The 19,369-nt window shown below is 38.3% G+C and carries 14 protein-coding genes; 3 read left to right on the top strand and 11 right to left on the bottom strand.

Features of this window, described 5'->3' with window-relative positions:
* Positions 1–51: 51 nt before the first annotated feature.
* The 6 genes from EHQ52_RS13050 to EHQ52_RS13075 form a co-directional block, all read right to left on the bottom strand.
* The gene (locus EHQ52_RS13050; protein WP_135615565.1) at positions 52–1,377 is read right to left on the bottom strand and encodes a spinster family MFS transporter; all 1,326 of its coding nucleotides are present in this window, start codon (positions 1,375–1,377) and stop codon (positions 52–54) included.
* Between the two features lie 173 nt (positions 1,378–1,550).
* Entirely contained in the window at positions 1,551–2,141 is a 591-nt protein-coding gene (locus EHQ52_RS13055; protein WP_135615566.1) for an energy transducer TonB, read from the bottom strand.
* Positions 2,138–2,551 (bottom strand): ExbD/TolR family protein, encoded by a 414-nt coding sequence (locus EHQ52_RS13060; RefSeq protein WP_135615567.1) that lies wholly within the window; start codon positions 2,549–2,551, stop codon positions 2,138–2,140. The genes EHQ52_RS13055 and EHQ52_RS13060 overlap by 4 nt, the downstream gene beginning before the upstream one ends.
* Positions 2,552–2,554: 3 nt before the next feature.
* Positions 2,555–2,974 carry an ExbD/TolR family protein gene (locus tag EHQ52_RS13065; RefSeq protein ID WP_135615568.1) on the bottom strand — a complete coding sequence of 140 codons (420 nt, stop codon included), beginning with the start codon at positions 2,972–2,974 and terminating at the stop codon, positions 2,555–2,557.
* A gap of 33 nt (positions 2,975–3,007) precedes the next feature.
* Positions 3,008–3,817, bottom strand: coding sequence for a MotA/TolQ/ExbB proton channel family protein (locus tag EHQ52_RS13070; RefSeq protein WP_135615569.1), 810 nt, complete (start codon positions 3,815–3,817; stop codon positions 3,008–3,010).
* Positions 3,818–4,055: 238 nt separating this feature from the next.
* Entirely contained in the window at positions 4,056–7,829 is a 3,774-nt protein-coding gene (locus tag EHQ52_RS13075) for a thrombospondin type 3 repeat-containing protein (RefSeq protein WP_167492205.1), read from the bottom strand.
* Positions 7,830–8,572: 743 nt separating this feature from the next.
* Between EHQ52_RS13075 and EHQ52_RS13080 the strand changes: the two genes are divergently transcribed.
* The 3 genes from EHQ52_RS13080 to EHQ52_RS13090 all read left to right on the top strand — a co-directional run bounded on the left by EHQ52_RS13080 (position 8,573) and on the right by EHQ52_RS13090 (position 11,339).
* Positions 8,573–9,418: a hypothetical protein gene (locus EHQ52_RS13080; RefSeq protein ID WP_135615571.1), complete on the top strand. Its 846-nt coding sequence runs from the start codon at positions 8,573–8,575 to the stop codon at positions 9,416–9,418.
* 104 nt (positions 9,419–9,522) lie between these two features.
* Entirely contained in the window at positions 9,523–10,665 is a 1,143-nt protein-coding gene (locus EHQ52_RS20185; protein WP_208653485.1) for a hypothetical protein, read from the top strand.
* A gap of 131 nt (positions 10,666–10,796) precedes the next feature.
* Positions 10,797–11,339, top strand: coding sequence for a hypothetical protein (locus EHQ52_RS13090; RefSeq protein WP_135615572.1), 543 nt, complete (start codon positions 10,797–10,799; stop codon positions 11,337–11,339).
* 133 nt (positions 11,340–11,472) lie between these two features.
* Here the strand turns inward: EHQ52_RS13090 and EHQ52_RS13095 are convergent, their stop codons facing one another.
* The 5 genes from EHQ52_RS13095 to EHQ52_RS13115 all read right to left on the bottom strand — a co-directional run bounded on the left by EHQ52_RS13095 (position 11,473) and on the right by EHQ52_RS13115 (position 19,358).
* Positions 11,473–14,424 (bottom strand): carboxypeptidase regulatory-like domain-containing protein, encoded by a 2,952-nt coding sequence (locus EHQ52_RS13095; RefSeq protein ID WP_135615573.1) that lies wholly within the window; start codon positions 14,422–14,424, stop codon positions 11,473–11,475.
* Positions 14,425–14,450: 26 nt separating this feature from the next.
* Positions 14,451–15,029, bottom strand: a complete 579-nt coding sequence (locus tag EHQ52_RS13100) for a hypothetical protein (RefSeq protein ID WP_135615574.1) — start codon at positions 15,027–15,029, stop codon at positions 14,451–14,453.
* A 99-nt stretch (positions 15,030–15,128) separates the two neighbouring features.
* Positions 15,129–17,078 carry a hypothetical protein gene (locus EHQ52_RS13105; protein WP_135615575.1) on the bottom strand — a complete coding sequence of 650 codons (1,950 nt, stop codon included), beginning with the start codon at positions 17,076–17,078 and terminating at the stop codon, positions 15,129–15,131.
* Between the two features lie 114 nt (positions 17,079–17,192).
* A complete protein-coding gene (locus EHQ52_RS13110) occupies positions 17,193–17,501 on the bottom strand; it encodes an LIMLP_04285 family protein (protein WP_135615576.1) in 309 nt (102 codons plus the stop codon).
* Positions 17,502–17,669: 168 nt separating this feature from the next.
* Positions 17,670–19,358: a putative bifunctional diguanylate cyclase/phosphodiesterase gene (locus EHQ52_RS13115; RefSeq protein WP_135615577.1), complete on the bottom strand. Its 1,689-nt coding sequence runs from the start codon at positions 19,356–19,358 to the stop codon at positions 17,670–17,672.
* Positions 19,359–19,369: the final 11 nt, after the last annotated feature.

The raw sequence follows: 19,369 nt of genomic DNA on the forward strand, positions 1-19,369 counted from the left end.
ATCATTTAAGTTACAGAAATAAGACTAAATAATCTAATCATATGATTAGTTTCAGGCTTTTCCCTCTAAACTTTTCTTCATCGCAGATGCATCCTGGGCAAAACTTCTGGAAGCTAAGAATACAAATAGGGAAGTTAATAACACTGTCACAGGAATCAGATAGAGAGAATCATGCAAACCGATTGCCTTAAATTGTTCGGTCATCTCCGAAGCACCCGAGCGTAACATTGCAGATCTGGTTAAATAATCCGAAAACCAGCCGACAACTGCGGGACCAGCCGCTCCGCCTAACAGATACATTGCTGCAAAATAGATCGCCATTGCAGTTGCTCTTAATCTAGGTTCTATCACGTCTTGTATCGCAGGGTAAACGCAGGTATAATAATTATACGAAAGTAACCATCCAAAGCCGAGTAGAAGTGAGAAGAATAAAACTAATTGTTCAGACTGGAGCAATGCTAAAAAAATCAGGATCCCGGAAACGAACAAATTGAATGCACCGAAAAGAAGACGACCTCTTTCTGATCTTTGGTGGATCTTATCTGCAATCCAACCTCCGACTGTTAGTCCGATTAGACCTGTGATCCCTACTATAAATCCAGTGGTGATTGCAGCTTTTACCAAAGTGAAATGATAATATCTTTGTAATAAAGAAACTAGGAAACTATTCACTGCATAGGCTGCAAAATTGAAAGTAAGACCAGATAGGATGATCCACCACATAGTAGGGATCCTTAATACTTTTTTGATGGGTTGGGAAGGTGGGACTTTCGATACCTGGATAGATTCTGCAGCTCCTCTTTCAGGTTCTCTGATAAAAAAGAAAAATATGGAAAGAAGAATTCCTGGCAATGCTGCTATGAAGAATGGAGCTCTCCAAGATCCGAAAGCTTTTACCATTGCTCCCACAGTGAAGAATGCAAGGACAAGACCTAAAGGAAGTCCCAACATAAAAATACCAACTGCTCTTGCTCTTTTATGAGAAGGAAAAAGATCTCCTATAAGAGAGTTCGCAGCAGGTGCATAACTTGCTTCTCCAATTCCAACTCCCATACGAACGGAAACAAAAGATAAATAATTCCAAGCGTATCCATTTAAAGCAGTAAACGCGCTCCAGATCGCGAGTCCCCAACCTATAATCTTTTTGCGGCTCCAAGAATCTGCGAGTCTTCCTAATGGTAAACCGGCGATGGCATATATTACAGTGAATGCAGAACCTACGATACCTAATTGGAGATCACTTAAATCCCATTCATGTCGAATAGGCTCTATGATGATTGCTGGGATCGTTCTATCGAAGAAGTTGAGAAGGTTTGCCAAGAATAGAAGGATTAAGATCCTCCATGCATGTTTGGCTTGATTCGAGTTGGATTCCATCGCTTTGTATCTCCCGAGGGCCGTAATTACCCCTGGCCAGGAAGAAAAAGCAAATCATAAATTTATAATTCGAACGATTGTTCTGAGATAAAAATATAAAGAATAGTTAATGAACTGGTGTTAGGTGAGTAATTAGAACCTCTTCTTCTTCCAAACGGAAGAAGAAGATTATATCAATAGAGAGAGAAACGAACTGGAACGTAAACTTTTACAGTAATCTTTTTTCCATCCAGGACAGAAGGAGAGTAACGTTTTTTATAGAAGGCTTGGATTGCGGATTCTTCTAATCCATATCCTAAGGTTTTACCAATATTACGTACTCTTAAAACTTCTCCTGAGTCGGCGATGATCACTTCTAAAGTAAGAGTTCCGCCTATACCTGCAGACTGAGCGTCTTTGGTGTATTCAGGTTGAACGTTCGGAGAAAGGTCGATCGGCGCAGTGGCACCAGATACGATCGCATCCTGAGCTCCTGCAATTCTAGAGTCCTCTTTCTTTTTTAGAGTGTCTGTAACTTCGAATTCTCCGTCGTCAGGAGCTTCTCCCACGTTTGGATCTTGGATCACTAAATTATCCACGAAGGCGACTTCATCGATGAGTTTGTCCAGATGGTCATAAGTAGTTGGAGGAGTGTACCAGAAAAGAAGTGCTGCGATCTGAAGAAAAGCAGAAGAACCTAAGAAGGTTTCCATTCTGTAACGATCAACAAACCTACGAAGACCAGAACGTTTTTTGGAAGAAGGAGGAGAAGCAACTTGGTTCATTTCAATCCTCCTCCTTGAGTGGTTTTAGTCACGAGGGAAACTTTTAAGGCTCCCGCTTCTTTTAATAATTCGAATACATCGTCGAGACTTGCATAATCCACATCCTTATCCGCATGGATAAGCACCTTAAGGTCTGGTGTAGTGGCAAGCTTTGCTCTTACGTTATTAATCGCTTCATTAAGAGGCATACGGATCTGGTTGAAATATATTGCCTTATCAGCACCTATATACAAGTTCGCGATCTTTTTGTTGAGCTGCTCACCTCCCGGAACATCCGGAAGAGCAAGTGGAAGATCTGGATCCGTATCAAGGACCGAGGTCACCATAAAGAATACCAAAAGAAGAAAGGCGATATCGGCCATAGAGCTGACCGGAATGGAAGGTGGAGCTTTTTTCTTTTTAAGTGCCATAACTTATTTTAATCTTTTTACGGAGACTTGTTTAAATCCTCTCAACTGCACTGCAGAAAGAGCATCTAACATATTTCCGTACTTCGTTTCGCCGGTCGTTTTGATCAAAGCAACTTTTTCATCGAGATTCGGGATTTCCAGATCATTCAGATCTTTTCTGAACTCTGCCAAATCTTTGTAATCACGAGTGCCGAGGACTTTGTTCCTCATCTTGATCGTTTCGCCAGCCACCAGTATCTCGTAGATATTCTCTCTTAAGATTAAGGTGGGGTTGGAGTTTTTGCGGGGAAGTTGGATATTCAAACCCTCCTTCACGAAAAACACCGCGGTCACCATAAAAAATACGAGAAGAAGAAACGCGATATCCGACATAGAAGAGGCTGAAATCTCTTCCAAACCTCTTTTTTTCTTAAGCTGAATCATATTCCGAATTCCTAATAAATGGAAGAGCTAAGATTAAGCTCTTGCGTTACGTTTCAGGAATTCTTTGTAAATTCTGTTTGCAGCTTCTTCCACTTCGGATGTGAATCCGTCAATTCTGGAAGTCAGATATTGGTGGAAAGTCATTGCAGGAATTGCGATAATCAAACCAGCAGCAGTAGTGATAAGAGCTTCTTTAATACCACCCGCTACCACTTTCGCGTTAACTTGGTCAGCATTTGCGATCGCGTCGAACGCGTTGATCATACCGGAAACCGTTCCTAAGAACCCGATCAAAGGTGCGATAGTAGATACAGCAGCTAAGATCACAAGTCCTCTTTCCAGAACTACGATCACTTCTGCAGCTTCTCTTTCGATACCTTTTGCAAAAATTTCAGCGTTACCAGCAGATACATCGATACCGTTTTTCAAAATATCAGAAATTTTATAAGAAGGGTTTGCATCGATGAATTCTTTCGCTCCATCAAAACCTTTCTCATCAACCTTCTCTCCTAGATCGATATTAAAACCTTTAGGAAGAAGTTTGGAAGTAGTAAGGAAGTAGATCCTTTCAAAAATAATTGCAAGAGCAATGATAGAAGAAAGAGCCAATGGATACATTGTCCATCCACCCTTATTGAACAGATCTACAAATCCCCAAGTCCCACTTTTTTCAGCAGGAGCCGGAGCAGGTTGTTCTGCAGGTGCAGTTTGTTCGGTTTTATTTGCGTCGGTGGGTGCCGCATCTTGAGAAAAAGTAGGTAAAGTTGCAGTTAGAACGAATCCTCCTACAAGTGCAATGGCGATCCATTGGCGTAGAGAGAGATTAGTATATCGATTATGCATAGCTTTCGAAAGCTCCATAAGAAGTAATGAGACATTTTTACGAGATTTGAGTTACATATTTATTACGAAGTAGTTACGGGTTGGTTAGTTTGGGGAGGCATTCGGAGAGTGGGAAGGAAGGGTATGGTGTAACTAGCGGAGGATGATGCGGGATTGTAATAGTAGGGGGAGGGGAATATTGAAAGAAATAGCATCGAAACAAGTTTAGAATCCTTGTTTCGATGCCATCTGTTTAGCATTAATTCTTTGTATAAGCAGTCGTGGTATTTGTCCACCAAGACCATTCTACCTTCCAGATGAACGCATAAGAGGTCGCAGTAAACGTTCGAATAATCCCTGAATTTGAATAAATTGGAGTCGGGGGAGTTTCGTTTTTACAAAAATTCATAGCGTCTTCATACAACGAAGCGGAAGGAGATTGGCAATACATAGTCGTGAGCCATGGCGAAATTAACGTTTCCTTCTGTCTTAAATAGAATTTAGCGTATCCATATGGTTTATATCCATTTCCATAACAACGTGGGTCCCAGGGATTTGTAAGCAGATTTCCTGTGCAATCACTTGTATATGCCCCTGCATCTATTACGGGTTTTTGTATCCAATTAGCAGCTGCAGTAGAAGGGACCCCAGGTAATTCGGAGCTTGTTGGATTCGGTTTGTATTTTGCAGCGTCTTTCATTGGCACGAGTAATTTTCCAGATTCTAAAACTTGGTTAAAATACTTAGCACTGACTGTAAGTTGTGTTGTGTCAGTTCTAGAGGAACCTTGGCATGTGCCAGGCGAATCTGTAATGGAAAATTCTATCGTGTAATTTCCCGGAACATCAGGAGTGAATTTTATAACGCTAGATGTAGAATCTGTAATTTGAAAATTTGCATTTGATCCTACAGGTTTACTGATCCATCTCCAACTTCTAACGTATGTATTCGGATTCACCGAACAAGAAGTCATATTTGGATCGAAACTTCCCCTTGATGAAATTGTGGTTTCTCGATTCACTCGAATATTTTGAGGCAAATTATTATCAGAAGAATTTGTAATTTCTAATAATGCAACAGGAGGATCGTTTGAATTTTGTTCTGCAACCGTTGCAAAAGAAGTAACTGTTTCTGGGAGCGAGATTGTTTGTACGCTTGATGAGTTTAACTGGCCCGTCCCTGGATCTATCAGGAATGAATTTATTTTTGATCCAACTGAGTATAAATATCTTCCTGATTTTTCTGCGAAAACACCTATGTTCCAATCGGTAACAGAAAGTCTTTGCAAGACAGTTCCAGCTGCCGAGGGGTTCGGTAAATTCAAAACGGTGATTTCATTCTGGTTTTCTATTTCAGCCCAGCCCGACACATAAACGGCTTTTCCAGTTGCAGATCCACTTACTCCGAGTGCAAAAGTATTAACGGTTGGTGCTTGATTGAATCCGCTGACGGATTGTCCAGTTAGTGGAGCAAACACTACTGAAGAAGCTGATTTTAATCCAGTTTCCGACTCGGTTGAAAGAGAGTTTGGACTTACAATGAACATTGTATTTCCATTGCCCAGGTAATCAAAGGCATAAGGGGCAGCAGAATTTAGTAATGAAAAAACAGTTTGTGTTGTTGAAATTCTACCATTTAAAGGGTTTATTAAGAAATTTTTAATGCTTCCGTAGGTAGATTGTGAATCTCCCGTTGCCCAAATATAGCTAATCATACTACCATTTGGGCTCACTTTTAATCTAGAACCTGTATCCCCTATGCTTGGCGTTGGAAGGAATGTTTGATCAAGAACAATTGTCTCCAGAGTTCTGTTTAAATTCCATTTTAAGATACTGAAAGCAGATGGATTACTTTTATATCCTGCAGCATATATATAAGATCCGGTAGGATCCATTGTCAATCCATACACTGAATCTAAGAGTGTGCTTGAAACATAATATGAATATACTGTTACCAAACTTCCGTTGGCTCGGTTTATTTTTGCCAATACTAGATTTTTTGTCTGCGTATAGTATATTAAAACGTAACTTCCCAATGGATCGGCTGTTAAAATAGTCGGTATATTTCCTGAAATAAATGTATTACTATTTTCTAAAGCACCAGTGAAAGGATTTATTGAATATGATAAAACCTTGTTTGCACTGGTTTGAGTTGCGTAAACAAATTTTGCGAGTTTAATTCCATCTAACTGGTATGATGCTGGAGTATATGGATCGCTAACGTTTCCTGCGGCATCTTTGGTCCAAAGATATAAATTGTAAGAACCACTTTTTGAAAATTCTTTGAAATTTGGTTTTATCGCAGACCATTCACTAAAGTAAGAAAGTGGTTTTTCATTTGTTGATGTAAGCGCCCAGCCGGTAACGGATACGTTATCGGTAGCATTTGCATCGAAAGTCATATATGGATATGTTGTAGGAGTTGATCCAGTATATTGAAATTGTGTAACAATCGGTTTTTGAGAGTCTGCGTTACTTGGATCAGTTCCATTAATTAATTCGATTGCATCCGATAGACCATCTCCATCCGTATCCGCAGCTGTCTCAAGAGAAACTCTAGAAACACCACCAAACAAATCGGACAGGTCCGTACTTATTTCAGTCAGATCTGAAAGTCCGTCTCCGTCTGTATCTGTTCCGGTTTGCAATTGTACGGTAGCTAAGCCATCGTAATTGCCATTATTATCCAAAGCAAAAACAGAATAGTAATAACTGGCTCCGTTTATTAATCCTGTATCAGTGAATGCTTGATTATGGGGAGAGGAGCCGGATGGAGCTTCGCCAGATCCAGGTGTTAAAGGAGGAAATAGAGGACTTCTTCGAACAAGTATATTTGTCGCTTTTGGATTATCCGGATTTTGCCAAACCAGTGTTGCTGAATTTTGACCTGGTAGAATTTTCAAATTTGTTACCTTTTTAGGAAGATTAAAACTACCTGGATTCGAGCATAATAATGAGGAAGGTACGGATCTTCCTTCTGTTCCAATAGGTTTTATAATTACCCAATAATTGGATTGAATTGCATTACTTGTTGCGCCTTTCCAATTTCCTCCTAAAGACACTTCGCTTCCTTTTAGATAGGAAGTATTATTTCGATATACTTTGTATCCGTTACCTGCTGAAGGAGGATCCGGATCTAGACCAATATCAGTCGTATAAATATAAGCATCTTGGATTTGAGTAAATCCAGCCTGTAGCCAATCGGCATCTTGGCTGGAATCTGCGGCAGAGCTGCCTCCTCTGGTGTCATAAAGAACGTAAACATCTATATCAGTCCAAGCAGTAAATCTAATATACTCTGAGGAAGTAGAATATTTATGATTTGCATTCGCCCCACAATCTCCTCCTCCTTGGCAGGTTGCAATTGCAAGAGCACCTTCGAAACCTAAAGATTGAAAGCTTCCTGCATCTCGTTTAACATAATACGCTCTATCCTTTAAATATAAGAATCCTTCGCCAGTTGTAGTGAATACTGCTTGAGAAATTCCATTATCGTCTCGAACCCCCTCTAAGTTTATGAATGGAAGGTCAGCATTTAAGCAGGCAGGAATAGTCGCCAAATCAGTACCATCAATTTTTGGCATGGCAGTTAATATAAATGAAGTGAAGTGCGAGGTATATGCTTTAACTTGAGAATTAGCTTCATCATATAAAACCTTTTCCACTTTTCTCCATCTCTGCTCTAGTAAATCGAAATACCAAACTTGGAATTCTTGGTTAAAACCTTCGCTCTCTAATTCCGCTTTATCGATGTTAAACGTTAATTCAGCTAGGTCATTTCCCGGAAAATAGACTTGAGTGTATTCTATTGTTTCAGGATTAAAGGGGGTAATTTCAAAACCGTCTATGTTAACTTCATATACTTCACCGATCGCCACGAAATTAGAAGGGAAGGTATCAGGTATAGTGATCTCTTCGGAAGAGGTAATAGAAACCTTGGAACCATCAAATCCTTCGGGAAGTTTTGCGCTTGGGGGAAATGATATATTTTTAGGACTAGGCAACCCATTTCCAATTCCTAGAAAATATAACATTGAATTATATGAATTAGCTTTCGGAAGTAAATGCATATCTTTAAGGGAAGAGCATTGTTGGGAAAGTAATATGGCAATCAATACAAAGAGATACTTAACGTTGCGCATGATTTGGCCTCCGGATCGTTAGGCCTTAGATTTGATATTTTGTATTTGTTGTATTTTTAAAAACGATTTAATCTGTTACGAAACGGTTAAATTTTGAAAAGAAGAATATTTTAACGTTATGCGAAATATATTTATTAATATATTATAAATGGGTAATGAGTGGTTAAATTTTCTGATTTTATTAAGATTTTTTTTGTCAGGATCTTTTTTGATTCGATTTTATATCTAACTTTGGGTATAAAATTTTATTGTTTTACTGAAAGGCTTGTGGCACCACAAGAACTGTAATGTTAGAAATATGGGGTTTGTAGAAGCTGCTTTGAGACAGGTCCCCTAATCAGGAAAAAGTTTTTTTTCCGAGGTCTCGATTGCCCCTTTATAACGAATCATATCTCATTTGGGGAAGGTGGAGTTAACGGCGAGAGATCGCATGGAAAGGGGCGGCAAATAATTACGAAGCGTTTAAAAATAAGGCAAGGAGAATGCGTGGCAAAAAAGGGATAAAAGATCCTGAAGTTCTTAATATAATTAATATACCTGCTGAAAAATATCTGAAACAGGTTGGAAAATTTTAATAGTGGTTTTAATATTATAGTTTATTTTAAGAATCGAACACTTTTGAGGACTTAAAAATTTTGAAAATTTCTGTAGATGATTGGGGAGGATTTAAGTTTGTTAATCTTGATTCATCGAATATCGATGAGTGTATGAAGTATTATTTTAATGGTCAAGCAGATGGCATTATGGTCCATCCTTATGGTAAGTATAAAAAGAACGACTTGGCTTTTTTGAAAAAATACAAAAATATTAAACGCTTCATTATAAGTTATGGAGATAAGATTGATATATCTTTGCTTCCATTGTTGCAAGAGGTTGAATATCTTGGGGTCTTTGATAAACAGCAAGCAATAGATTATCGAATTTTCAAAAATCTAAAAGAGCTTCGAATTACTTGGCATAAACGAGTTGATCTTCCGGAAAAATCAAATCTTTTAACAAGCCTTTATTTACATGCTTATTCTCCTGCTAATAAATCTTTAGCAGCGCTTCCGGATTATCGAAATTTAGAAAGTTTAGAATTTCTTGGCGGCAGCATAGAAACTTTAAGCGGATTTAAACGATTTCAAAAGTTGCAGAATCTTACTATTATCCGATTATTGAAACTGAGGAAAATATTTAAGATAGAGAAACTTTCTGGGTTTATAAATCTACATCTCGAGTTATGTAAAAAAATTCAAGATGCAAATTGCATTGCTAAATTGGAAACGTTATTTTATGTAGATAATGGAGAATTATCGTCGATAAAGTTTCTTTCCAAAATGAAATCTTTGGAAAAGGTTTTCTTAAGGGACGCTAACGTTTTAGACGGAAATGTTTTACCTTTATCAAAACTGAAGATAGCTGGCTTCTCGAACAAGAGACATTATTCTCATACTTCAGAGCAGATCGATGCTCTGATAGAATCTAATAAAATCATCTGATGAAAAATATTCGAAAGAAGATAGAGAATAGTAACTTCTATTTGCATCTTTGAAAGAATACAAATGCCAAAAAGATATATGTCTTGGATTATGGGAAGGTGTAATTGAAAGTCTCTACAACGAATTGGGGTGATTATACATTTGTTATTATCCGTTCTGGAAATATTGACGAATGTATGGATCATTATTTTAATAAAGGTGGGGATGGTATCTTCGTTAATCCATTCACTGGATATAAAAAGGCAGATCTTTCCTTTTTACTTAAGAATAAAAATGTTAAACGTATTGTAATAACTTACGCTGATAAGATTGATATAAGTCATTTGGCGGCCTTGGAAGGGGTGGAGTATTTAGGAGTCTTTGACTCGAAACAGAAATTTGATTTTGGGATCTTTCCTAGTTTATTGAATCTAAGATTAAGCTGGCATAAAGGCTTAAGTTTACCTAAAAATTCAACCATATTGAAACATTTGTTTCTGCGAGAATATTCTCCGCATGATAAATCATTAGAGTCTCTCCCTAATTATGGGAATTTGGCTACTTTAGAGCTTGCTTTGGGTAATTTGCAGACTTTGAACGGAGTTGAAAAATATTCGAAATTAAAAGAGCTGGAAGTAGTTAGAATGTTGAAATTAAAGAGTATATCTTCTATACAAAGCCTTTCTAAATTACAGAGCCTTCATCTTGAGCTTTGTAAGTCGATTGTTGATATAGAAATAGGGATTGAGGGATTATCTAATTTAGAAAAATTTAAGTATATAGATAATGGACAAGTAGCTTCTTTGAGCTTTTTGCAAAATTTTAAAAAGTTAAAAACAATACTATTGGGCGATACAGTTGTTACTGATGGCGATTTGTCTCTCCTTTTAAAAATGAAAGCGGCAGGATTTCATAATAGAAAACATTATTCTCATACGACTGCGGAAATCGATGCCATACTTGGCAGAAAGGAGTTAATAGTGGGAAATAAAAATTGGCCTTTTAAAGATAAGAAAAATGTTATGTGCATTACAACGGATAGGATTTTGGCAGGCCGTAAAAAAATTCTATCAATTTGGCATGATGAAGAAGATGGAATGTGGCAATTTTTAGATGATATGGAATTATCTGAAGAAGATGCAGAGATTGTGAGTTTGGAGGAGATGTGGCAATTAGACCCTTCCGTTGGTGATATTGCGGATCTTCCTCTGGGATGGATGGCTTGGCGAAAAAAGGTTGGTGGTAATTGGACTCGGGAAATGCAATAAATCAATGTAAGCCGATTAATAGAGAACGCACATTTTACCAAGAAAGAATTGGAAGTGTTTCGACCTGATTACCGTTAAGGATAAAAGAGATTTTCGTTCCCTATGATCGTTAATATGAAGAAGCTGAAAGTATGAAATCTATGAGGACACAATTTCATGCTGACCGGAATGAGCTATTTGATTTTGCAAAGATGGTAATTGCGAAGTTTAGTCTTCACTTTGTTCTCGTTAAACATCGACCGTTTGCGGTTTTTTATGAAGATGAGTTTGAAGATATTCTCGCATCGGATAGCTTGAAGAACGATATTAATTCCATTTTGTTTACTTATAAAAAGATTCAAAGAAAGAAAAATAACGACCATTTTATCGATAAGGTTAATAATTATATCGAATTGGAAATAGGAAAACAATCTAAGGATTCTTTATTGGAATCTTTTTTCGGATTTATGTCTGAGGATTTGAAGTTAATTGAGATCGGAAATAAAGTTGGAAGAGAATTAAAAAAGATAACGGTGGCCGGTGTAATCGGTGTGAAGCCTAAATCTGGAGCTACCGCTTTTTATAGTGAGCATCGATATACGCAAACTGCGAAGGAATTGGAATTGAAAGGAGTTAAGATTCTTCCGTTTGCTGGGATCGCAATTATAAAACTCAATTTTAATAAGGAAAAGTAGTTTTCGAATATTTTATTGTGTCTTTATTTCTGCTTCTTATGCATGAAGGTTTTCTCGAGACCGTAAGATAAAAAATCCCCCAGAAGACTTTCTTCTGAGGGATTTTTTGTAAGCAGCAAATTAACTATTAATCTTAAAGCTTATAAGTAGCTTGGAACGAGTAACTCACACCAGTTCTGTATGAAAGGAAGAGTTCTTTTTCACCAGTTAACTCGTTCTTTTGATATACTCTATATCGAGTGTCAAAAATATTCTGAGCGGAAACTTTAAATTCTAAATGATCTCCTCTTTTTGTCGTAAAGACAACATCAGTCAAACCGACCGCTCTTTCATACGCATCAGGCAATCCATTTGCACCCACTGAATAAAGACGATCGCCAAAGTAATTGTAATAGAAACCTAAATTGTGTCTCTTTTTTTCATCTAAATGGAAATCTAATTTGATGTTAAATACGAATGGAGATTGTCCTTGTAGGGGGCGAGATAGATTTGTCGGGTTATAAGTTGCCGCTTTAGATAAAGGATCCAGTATCCCTGTTTTTGCAGCAATGTATTGCTCCCAAGGAATAACGTCAACTCTCGACTGAATGAAGAACATATTTGTCTCGAAACGAATACGATCTGTGATCTCTTTCCTAAAGTCGAATTCTATCCCCCGGATAGTACCTTGCTCAGCATTTACATAAGTGAAACGTTGGCTAATACTTCCTGCAACAGGTTGACCAATCATTTCGATCGGACTTGATATCTGTTTGAAGAAAGCTCCGACTCCGATATAATCCGAAGATGACAGATAGTATTCGTATCGGATATCATAGTTGTGTATGTAAGATCTTCTTAGGTCAGCGTTACCAAATACACGATTCGCTCCGAAATAAGGAGTAAATCCGAAAGGAGATAATTCTCTTAGATCGGGACGAGTTAATGTCTGGGTAGCTGCGATACGTAGAATTTGATTTTCCTTAAATTCCCAGTTAAGGTTAAAGGAAGGAAGTGTGTCTTTTGTCCTTAATTCACCAATACCGTTATTTGTTGGGTCACAAGCATTGTTTTTCACTAAAGCAAGACGAACGTCTTCATTGCGGACACCGCATCCATAATCTGCTGCAAATAGAGGATTATTGACATCTCTAGTTACATAAGTTCTTACTTTTTGATAACTGTCTTCGTAACGAGCACCAAAAAGAATTTTTAATTTTGGAAGTATTGGTAGTTCTACCTGAGAATAGTAAGCTTGCAATCTTTGGAATGCATCGTAAGCGTTCGATTCAACCTGTCTTTCCGAGAACGTATATGTGTTCTGTTGGAAAAGAAGAGGATTTGAATAAATTTCTCCAGGGATTGGATAATATTCCAGAGAAGAGATAGGTACATTGGTTTTTTGTCCATATTCATGGAATCTAAAGTTCTTATCTCTTTCTAATGTATAACTTCCGAGCTTGAAAGTTGACTTTAGACCGCTCCATTGGTCAAAAGGAATCTCGTAGTTAAATTTAGCGGTGCGGCTATTATCTATCGAGTCAGAGAAGAATCTAGAAGCATCCGGGTTGTTCCCTAAACGTGTATAATTTAGAGGATTAGGATCCGAAAAGGACTTTCTCCACACTTGTTGTTGTAAATCCGGTTGTTCTCTAACTGCTTGCGCAAAGTTTATTCTCCAATCGAATTTATGAGCTCTATCTCCAAACCAATTTAAAGCATGGTCCCCCCCAAATGTATTATGGAAGACTCGACTACTTGTGTATTGTGTAGTTAAAGATTTAAAATCAGCAGAATTGATATTGTCCTGACCTACTGCATTTCGAACTACTCCTTCTCCTTGTTGTGAGAAAAGGGTTTTCATAAATATCTGTTGGCCTTTGGTAATTTCGTATGCCAAGTTTAAGTTATTTCCCCAGTTCCTTTCCTCAATGTAAAGATCTGCATCCTGCTTTTGTTGCTGGATCAATCTAGTCCCGGCAGGAGTGAGTTCTGAAATTTGGCTTGCTTGGTAGGTTCTGGAGCTTTCTTCTCTGAATCTATAGTTTCTATTATAGGTAGTCCCCACTAAAATTCCTAATCTAGAAGTACTTCCTATTTTGAATGTATCTCCGTAATTTAGAGAGAAGTTCTTATCAAAGGGAGCAGGACCTGAATTTGGAGTCCATTTTTGATTAAATAACGCTGGTCCAGCCTGCGTAACTTCAGGAGGAATTCCGCCAAATATACTTCCTGGCTCAAAGACTAGTCCTTGGTTTCCTGAATCGGCAAGAGGGTTTCTTTGGTTAGAATTGACACCACCTAACATAGTCCCTTGGTTCATATTCATGAATTTGTGACCAGTAGTGTTATAATTTCCACCTGCACCGACTGATACGCTTAGCTGTTTTTCTTCAGGATATTCTTGGGTTTCAATTTTAACTAGACCTCCCGAAAACTCAGCGGGAAGTTCAGGAATAAATGTTTTAATAATCCTTACATTCTTTAGAACTCCAGACGGAAAGATATCCAGAGCAACAACTCGTTTATCTGGTTCTGTAGAAGGTACTAAGGTATCGTTTAATTCTGTGTTAGAATAACGTTCTCCAAGACCGCGAACGAATACGAACTTACCGCCTACTAAGGTAATACCGGTAACTCTTCGTACAACTTCTCCAGCAGATGAATCCGGACTTTTCTTAATAGCTTCTTTAGAGATTCCGTCTGAAACTGCGGAAGACTTTTTCTGTAATGATAAGAGGGCAGCTTCTGCATCGTTTAAAGCTCTACCTTTTACATCCACTGTCTCAAGAGTTTGCAAACCGAAAGTAATATTTACAACTTGCGGTTTTCCTGCGGTTACAGTTACCGAACGTTTTTGTGCAGAATATCCTAACATTTGAAACTCAACTTCATGAGTTCCTAAAGGAAGTTCTAGATCATACGCACCGTCAAAATCTGATTTGGCGAATTTTTTGATGGATCGAACAACAATAGTTGCACCAAAAACGGCTTCTCCATTGTCTCCATCTACGATTTTTCCTCGGATTTTTCCTACTCCTTGCCCCCATGCAGGTGCAGAAAGAGAAGTCAGTAGGAAGAATATGATAATCTTTTTAATTTTCATACGTTTATCTTTCATTTTTTTATAAATTAAGCTCCAATAACGCACAGCTTGAACTTTCCTTTATGTTCGATTACTAATCGTATTTGTTCCAATGAAATGGATCTATTTCCGACTCGTATAACTAGGTTTCCAACTCTATGGCCTTTTAAGACGTTAAGTTGACGTACCTGGTCTCTCCAGGTTAAGGTTTCGATCTTGATCGGTTTATTTTTTTCTTTTTTTAAAACATCTTGAAGTTGTTCAAGTGCTACCTTTCTGCGAAGCTCAGTAATTTCCCAAGCTTGCTCTAACGGCATATTGGATGTAAGAGTGCTTTCTTCTAAAGTATTAGGTAAGAATACATCTAAATACTCTTGTTTTGTGCAGAGATACTTATCTGTTTCTCCACGGTTTACAGCATCTAAATAATTTGAAACTGCAGCATCCCTTGTTGGGCTTGTTTCGCTTATATCATAGCTTTCTTTGATATGAGCTTTTAGGTAGTTACGGGCTTCTTCCACTTTTTTCTGATATTCTGGATCGCCCTCTGGTTTTTCTTTTTTGCAATTATAGGATATTATGATTAATAAAAACGTTATAAACAAAAGTTTGTATATACGGTTCATTCAGACTTTTTCCGGAAATTTTATTTTTTGTATAATTTGTATAAAAAGACCTCCCGCTTCGGGGAGGTCTTTTTAATTCACAATTGTATTAAACTTAGCTTAGCGAGCTCTCCAAACGGTCCATCCAGCTGGCCAGTTTACCGGCACGCTTACTGAATCTACTGTTGCACTCAGGTTCAAAGGCACACCACCGGTGTTACCACTTGAAACAGAAGCTGAAGTTCTTAGATCTGGTTTTGTACCAAAGCCACATCCTACAGCATCTTGAACAGATCCAATATCAGTTACTGGGATAGAAGTAAGTGATGCAGTTGCTGATAAAGTCAGAGATGCACTTGCTGCTAATGTATCTGGGGCACTGTCAGAAATCACTGTAATGTTTGAGATAGTATTTGAGAAACCAGATGCCTCTCCTGCGTTTATTCTTGTAGCAAAGCCGTAGATTAAACCTTCAGTAAAAGTTCCTAATAATCCTTCTCTTGCACGCATACCAGCTCCACCGCTGATTCCTAAACCTAATGTAGTAAAGTTAGCTACAGTTGGGTTGGAACAATCGGTAGTTGCAGGGTTTTGGGTATTTGTACAGGTGCTGGAATGTCTTCCGTCCATCTCAAATCCGTGAGGATCTGTAGAAGCAGAACCACCGCAAGCTTTAGGGTATTTGATTGATACAAGATACTGCAAGTTTCCAGAGAAACCTTCATCCATATCGAAGTCATCATCCATAGAGCCTGAACCGATCATGAATTTCATGTCATGAGTACTTGGAGATTTACCGCCACCCCACCATTCGAAGGAGTCATCCAATCCTCTATGAGCTTGAACGAACTTATAGTCGATTGTGTTAACTGCGTATTGAGAAAGTGAGTTTAACTCGTCTCCAGGTGCTACCTCATTTCCTGCAAATTCTACGATAGTATATCTAAGTTTTACACTCATAGAGTTCGCGCCAGGATATGTTTGCGGAGTAGTTCCTTCAGTAGTAGAAGTACGTGTTGCGTTTCCGTTTCCGATGAACACGATTCCACCCCAGTCTCCAGGGAATCTGGATCCATGTCTCTGAGCAGAAGTGAAACATACTGGTTCAGCAGCAGTTCCTTTTGTTTCTAATTCTCCACCTTTGAAGAAGAGGGAAGATCCTCTTTCTCCGTAGATTACGGAACCTTTTGGAACAGTAACTTTTACGTTATTAACAAAAACAGTTCCTCTTAATAGAGTATATTTACCTAAAGTAATTGGGCTGTTGATGTTTCCTTGGATAATTGTAGGGCTTCCTACTGAATCACAAACGTCTTCTCCAACAGTCGCGTTAGGATTAGAATATACACCAGTAACAGTTACAAGAGCGAACGGAACAGAAGTTTGTCCGTTTGCAGCAACTATATGCACTCCAGCTTCGTTTGCGATAGTAACAGTTCCTACTGCATTTGGATCAGAAGAGTCGATACTAAATGCAAAATCAAATGTTCCAAGTGGAACGGTGTAATTTGCAGGATTGTCTAAAATTGCATTGTATTCAGCAATTCTGGCAGAAGAAGCAGCAACTCCACTATCAAATAATCCACAGCGACCAGCAGTTGGGTCAGAAGTCCAAGCAGCCGCAGAGGTTCCTGTTCTGGATTTGTCTAATTCATCGCAAGTAAGTTCGCGCAAAGTATATACTGTTGCAGATACTGTCGCATTAGCAGATGGAACACTTAAAACAAAACCGAAATCACCATTATCGGCCGGAGCAGAACTGCCCGCGCCAGATGCAGTAGTAGTAAAGTCTTTAGAGATACCTGCTCTAACAAGAACAACTTCTCTACGTGTTTCAGGAGTTGTAGCAGTTGCTGCCGTTCCTGTAGAAAGAGCTACATCGGAACCGACATCTCCTTTTCTAACTTTTGCGGCGATAGATGCTTTAGCGTAAGCAGTATCTCCACCGCCTAACCCTGCTAGAGCAAGCGCCGCGCCGTTGCTTCCTCCGCCGGAATCACAGCCTACAAGAGCAATAGCAACTACAAGAGCGCTAACTGCTTTCGAGACTTTTTTATTTAAAGATTTCATGGATCGAATTTCTCCTATTCATTCTGAAAGAGGCCGAAATCCGATCGACCTCGTGGATTATGTTAGATAAAATACTTTACGACTTGATTACGTACCTGTTAAGGTTTTGGTTCTTTAGGGTAAAAGTAGTATTACCAAGAAGATCCCACCGAAAATTGCATAATCAGTATATCGTTCTTTATCAGGATAGCTTTCCTGATCCTTTTGTTTCCACTCTACAGGTTTTGCTTCAACAGTAACGGACGTTCTGTCAAAACCTCTACGGGAGCCGTCTTCGAACTCAACGATTACACCCTGTTCTGTCTGAGTGGTTTTTACGTTCTCTATCACTTCTTTAGTTTTTGTATTGGTGACCGTGTCCGCAGAAAGGGTTCCCAAGCATATTAGAAAAATTGAAATTGTAACAATAGTTCTCGTAATCATAATGTAATACTTCCGATTTACTGTATCCTCCTTATGGAAAGTATGGATACTCGCGCAATTCGATTAAGCCGAGAACTGTTACAAACAGATTAAATGTAATAAAGTAAAAGGTAGGAAAGAGTAGGGACTAATCGAATCAGATTAGTCTGAGATATAGTGAAAGAAGTTTTAGGTTTGAACGAACTCTTCCAATTCTTTTAAAAGGATTGGTTTGCTTAAGAAAAATCCCTGTGCTTCATCGCAGCCTAAGTCTTTGATCTTTCGCATTTGTGTTTCGGTTTCTACACCTTCCGCTGTGATGCGTAGTCCTAAACTTTTTCCTAATGCAACGATCGTTTTGGAAATCGCCAGAGAATTCGGGTCTGTTAGGATTTTGCGTACAAAGGATTGATCCACTTTTAAGGTTTTGAGCGGGATTTTACTTAAATAAGAAAGGCTGGAATATCCTGTTCCGAAATCGTCCAAAGCTAGAGAAATCCCCCAGGAATGCAATTCTCCCAAGATTTCCAAAGCGGACTGTATATTAGTAATTAAGCTGGATTCTGTGATCTCAAGCTCCAGATCCTCTACACTTAAGCTATTTTTCTCTAAGATATTCATAACTTTCTTAGAGATATTCTTATCTTCTAATTGTTTTGCTGATAAGTTTACAGAGATACGGATTGGAGGAAGTCCTCTTTTTTTCCAATTTCCCAAGTCTTCCATGGATTTAGAAAGGACCCATTCTCCCATTTCTCCAATGATCCCACTTTCTTCTGCGATTGGTATAAAGATAGTAGGGGAGATGACTCCATATTCAGGATGATTCCATCTTAGTAATGCTTCTGCAGAGATCTTTTTGCCTGTTTGGACTTCTATTCTTGGTTGGTATTGGATGAATAATTGGTTTTTAGAGATCGCAAGTCTAAGATCTTTTTCGAGAAGGTATTTCTCCTTCATTCTTTCTTTCCATTCGGAAGAATAAGTTTGGATCTTAGGAGTTCCTGAAAGTTTTGCTTGGTTTAATGCAGTTTCAGACTTCCATAAAAGTTGATCAGATGATTTTCCATCATAAGGAAAAACTGATATTCCAATTCGGATCTCAGAAGAGATCTGTTGGTCTACAACGTTTAAAGGAGAAGAAATACTATTTTGGATCTTCGTAGCCCAAATTTCAGAATCAGTTTCTAAAATTTGAGAAGAAGAAGGTAACGGAAAGAAGGAGAATTCTCCATCTCCAGTTCTTGCAAGAACAGTTTCTGGTCCAAGCATTGTTTCCAATTTTTGGACGAGAGATCTCAAATACAGATCTCCCATATGCACCCCAAAATTGGACCTGATCTGTTTTAAGTGAGTAGCTTCTAAAGAAAGAACTGGAAAACTCAATATTTCTTCTCTCATGGAAAGTTCATGAAGGGAATTGCTTAATCTTTCTAAGAATAGATCTCTATTCGGCAAACCTGATAGTCCATCGTAGTTCGCCATATAATGGATGAGTTCATCCAGTTTACGCACAGTCGTGACAGTATCTGCCATTAAAGAGCCTGCTTCGTCCTGGAATACTGTAGGTAAATTTGGGATCTCTCTTTCGCTAAGATATCTGTTTAGAGATTTGGAAGTGAGTACAACTGGAGTTAAAAGTTTATGTAATGCAAGAAGTGTAAGTGCGGTTCCTGCAAGAGTAGCCACAAGTGCAATTCCTAAAATTTTTAGGGCAGTTTGCACATCTTGAACAGTGGATATTACAAAAAATAATAAAAGTGTGATGAGTGGAACATGGGTCCCTAAGAACGCCACCAGCATAATTTTGCTAGAATAAGTTTTAAGAATTCGGATCTTGCTAAGATAGGAATAGAAATTTAATCCGTTAAGACTCATCAAAGTTTCCT

It is taken from the genome of Leptospira koniambonensis, from assembly GCF_004769555.1.
GTDB lineage: Bacteria > Spirochaetota > Leptospiria > Leptospirales > Leptospiraceae > Leptospira_B > Leptospira_B koniambonensis.

Bases quoted from the DNA above. Each gene is read 5' to 3' on its own strand.
- EHQ52_RS13050 (WP_135615565.1), bottom strand. From the start codon at position 1,377: ATGGAATCCAACTCGAATCAAGCCAAACATGCATGGAGGATCTTAATC.
- EHQ52_RS13055 (WP_135615566.1), bottom strand. From the start codon at position 2,141: ATGAACCAAGTTGCTTCTCCTCCTTCTTCCAAAAAACGTTCTGGTCTT.
- EHQ52_RS13060 (WP_135615567.1), bottom strand. From the start codon at position 2,551: ATGGCACTTAAAAAGAAAAAAGCTCCACCTTCCATTCCGGTCAGCTCT.
- EHQ52_RS13065 (WP_135615568.1), bottom strand. From the start codon at position 2,974: ATGATTCAGCTTAAGAAAAAAAGAGGTTTGGAAGAGATTTCAGCCTCT.
- EHQ52_RS13070 (WP_135615569.1), bottom strand. From the start codon at position 3,817: ATGCATAATCGATATACTAATCTCTCTCTACGCCAATGGATCGCCATT.
- EHQ52_RS13075 (WP_167492205.1), bottom strand. From the start codon at position 7,829: ATGTTATATTTTCTAGGAATTGGAAATGGGTTGCCTAGTCCTAAAAAT.
- EHQ52_RS13090 (WP_135615572.1), top strand. From the start codon at position 10,797: ATGAAATCTATGAGGACACAATTTCATGCTGACCGGAATGAGCTATTT.
- EHQ52_RS13095 (WP_135615573.1), bottom strand. From the start codon at position 14,424: ATGAAAATTAAAAAGATTATCATATTCTTCCTACTGACTTCTCTTTCT.
- EHQ52_RS13100 (WP_135615574.1), bottom strand. From the start codon at position 15,029: ATGAACCGTATATACAAACTTTTGTTTATAACGTTTTTATTAATCATA.
- EHQ52_RS13105 (WP_135615575.1), bottom strand. From the start codon at position 17,078: ATGAAATCTTTAAATAAAAAAGTCTCGAAAGCAGTTAGCGCTCTTGTA.
- EHQ52_RS13110 (WP_135615576.1), bottom strand. From the start codon at position 17,501: ATGATTACGAGAACTATTGTTACAATTTCAATTTTTCTAATATGCTTG.
- EHQ52_RS13115 (WP_135615577.1), bottom strand. From the start codon at position 19,358: ATGAGTCTTAACGGATTAAATTTCTATTCCTATCTTAGCAAGATCCGA.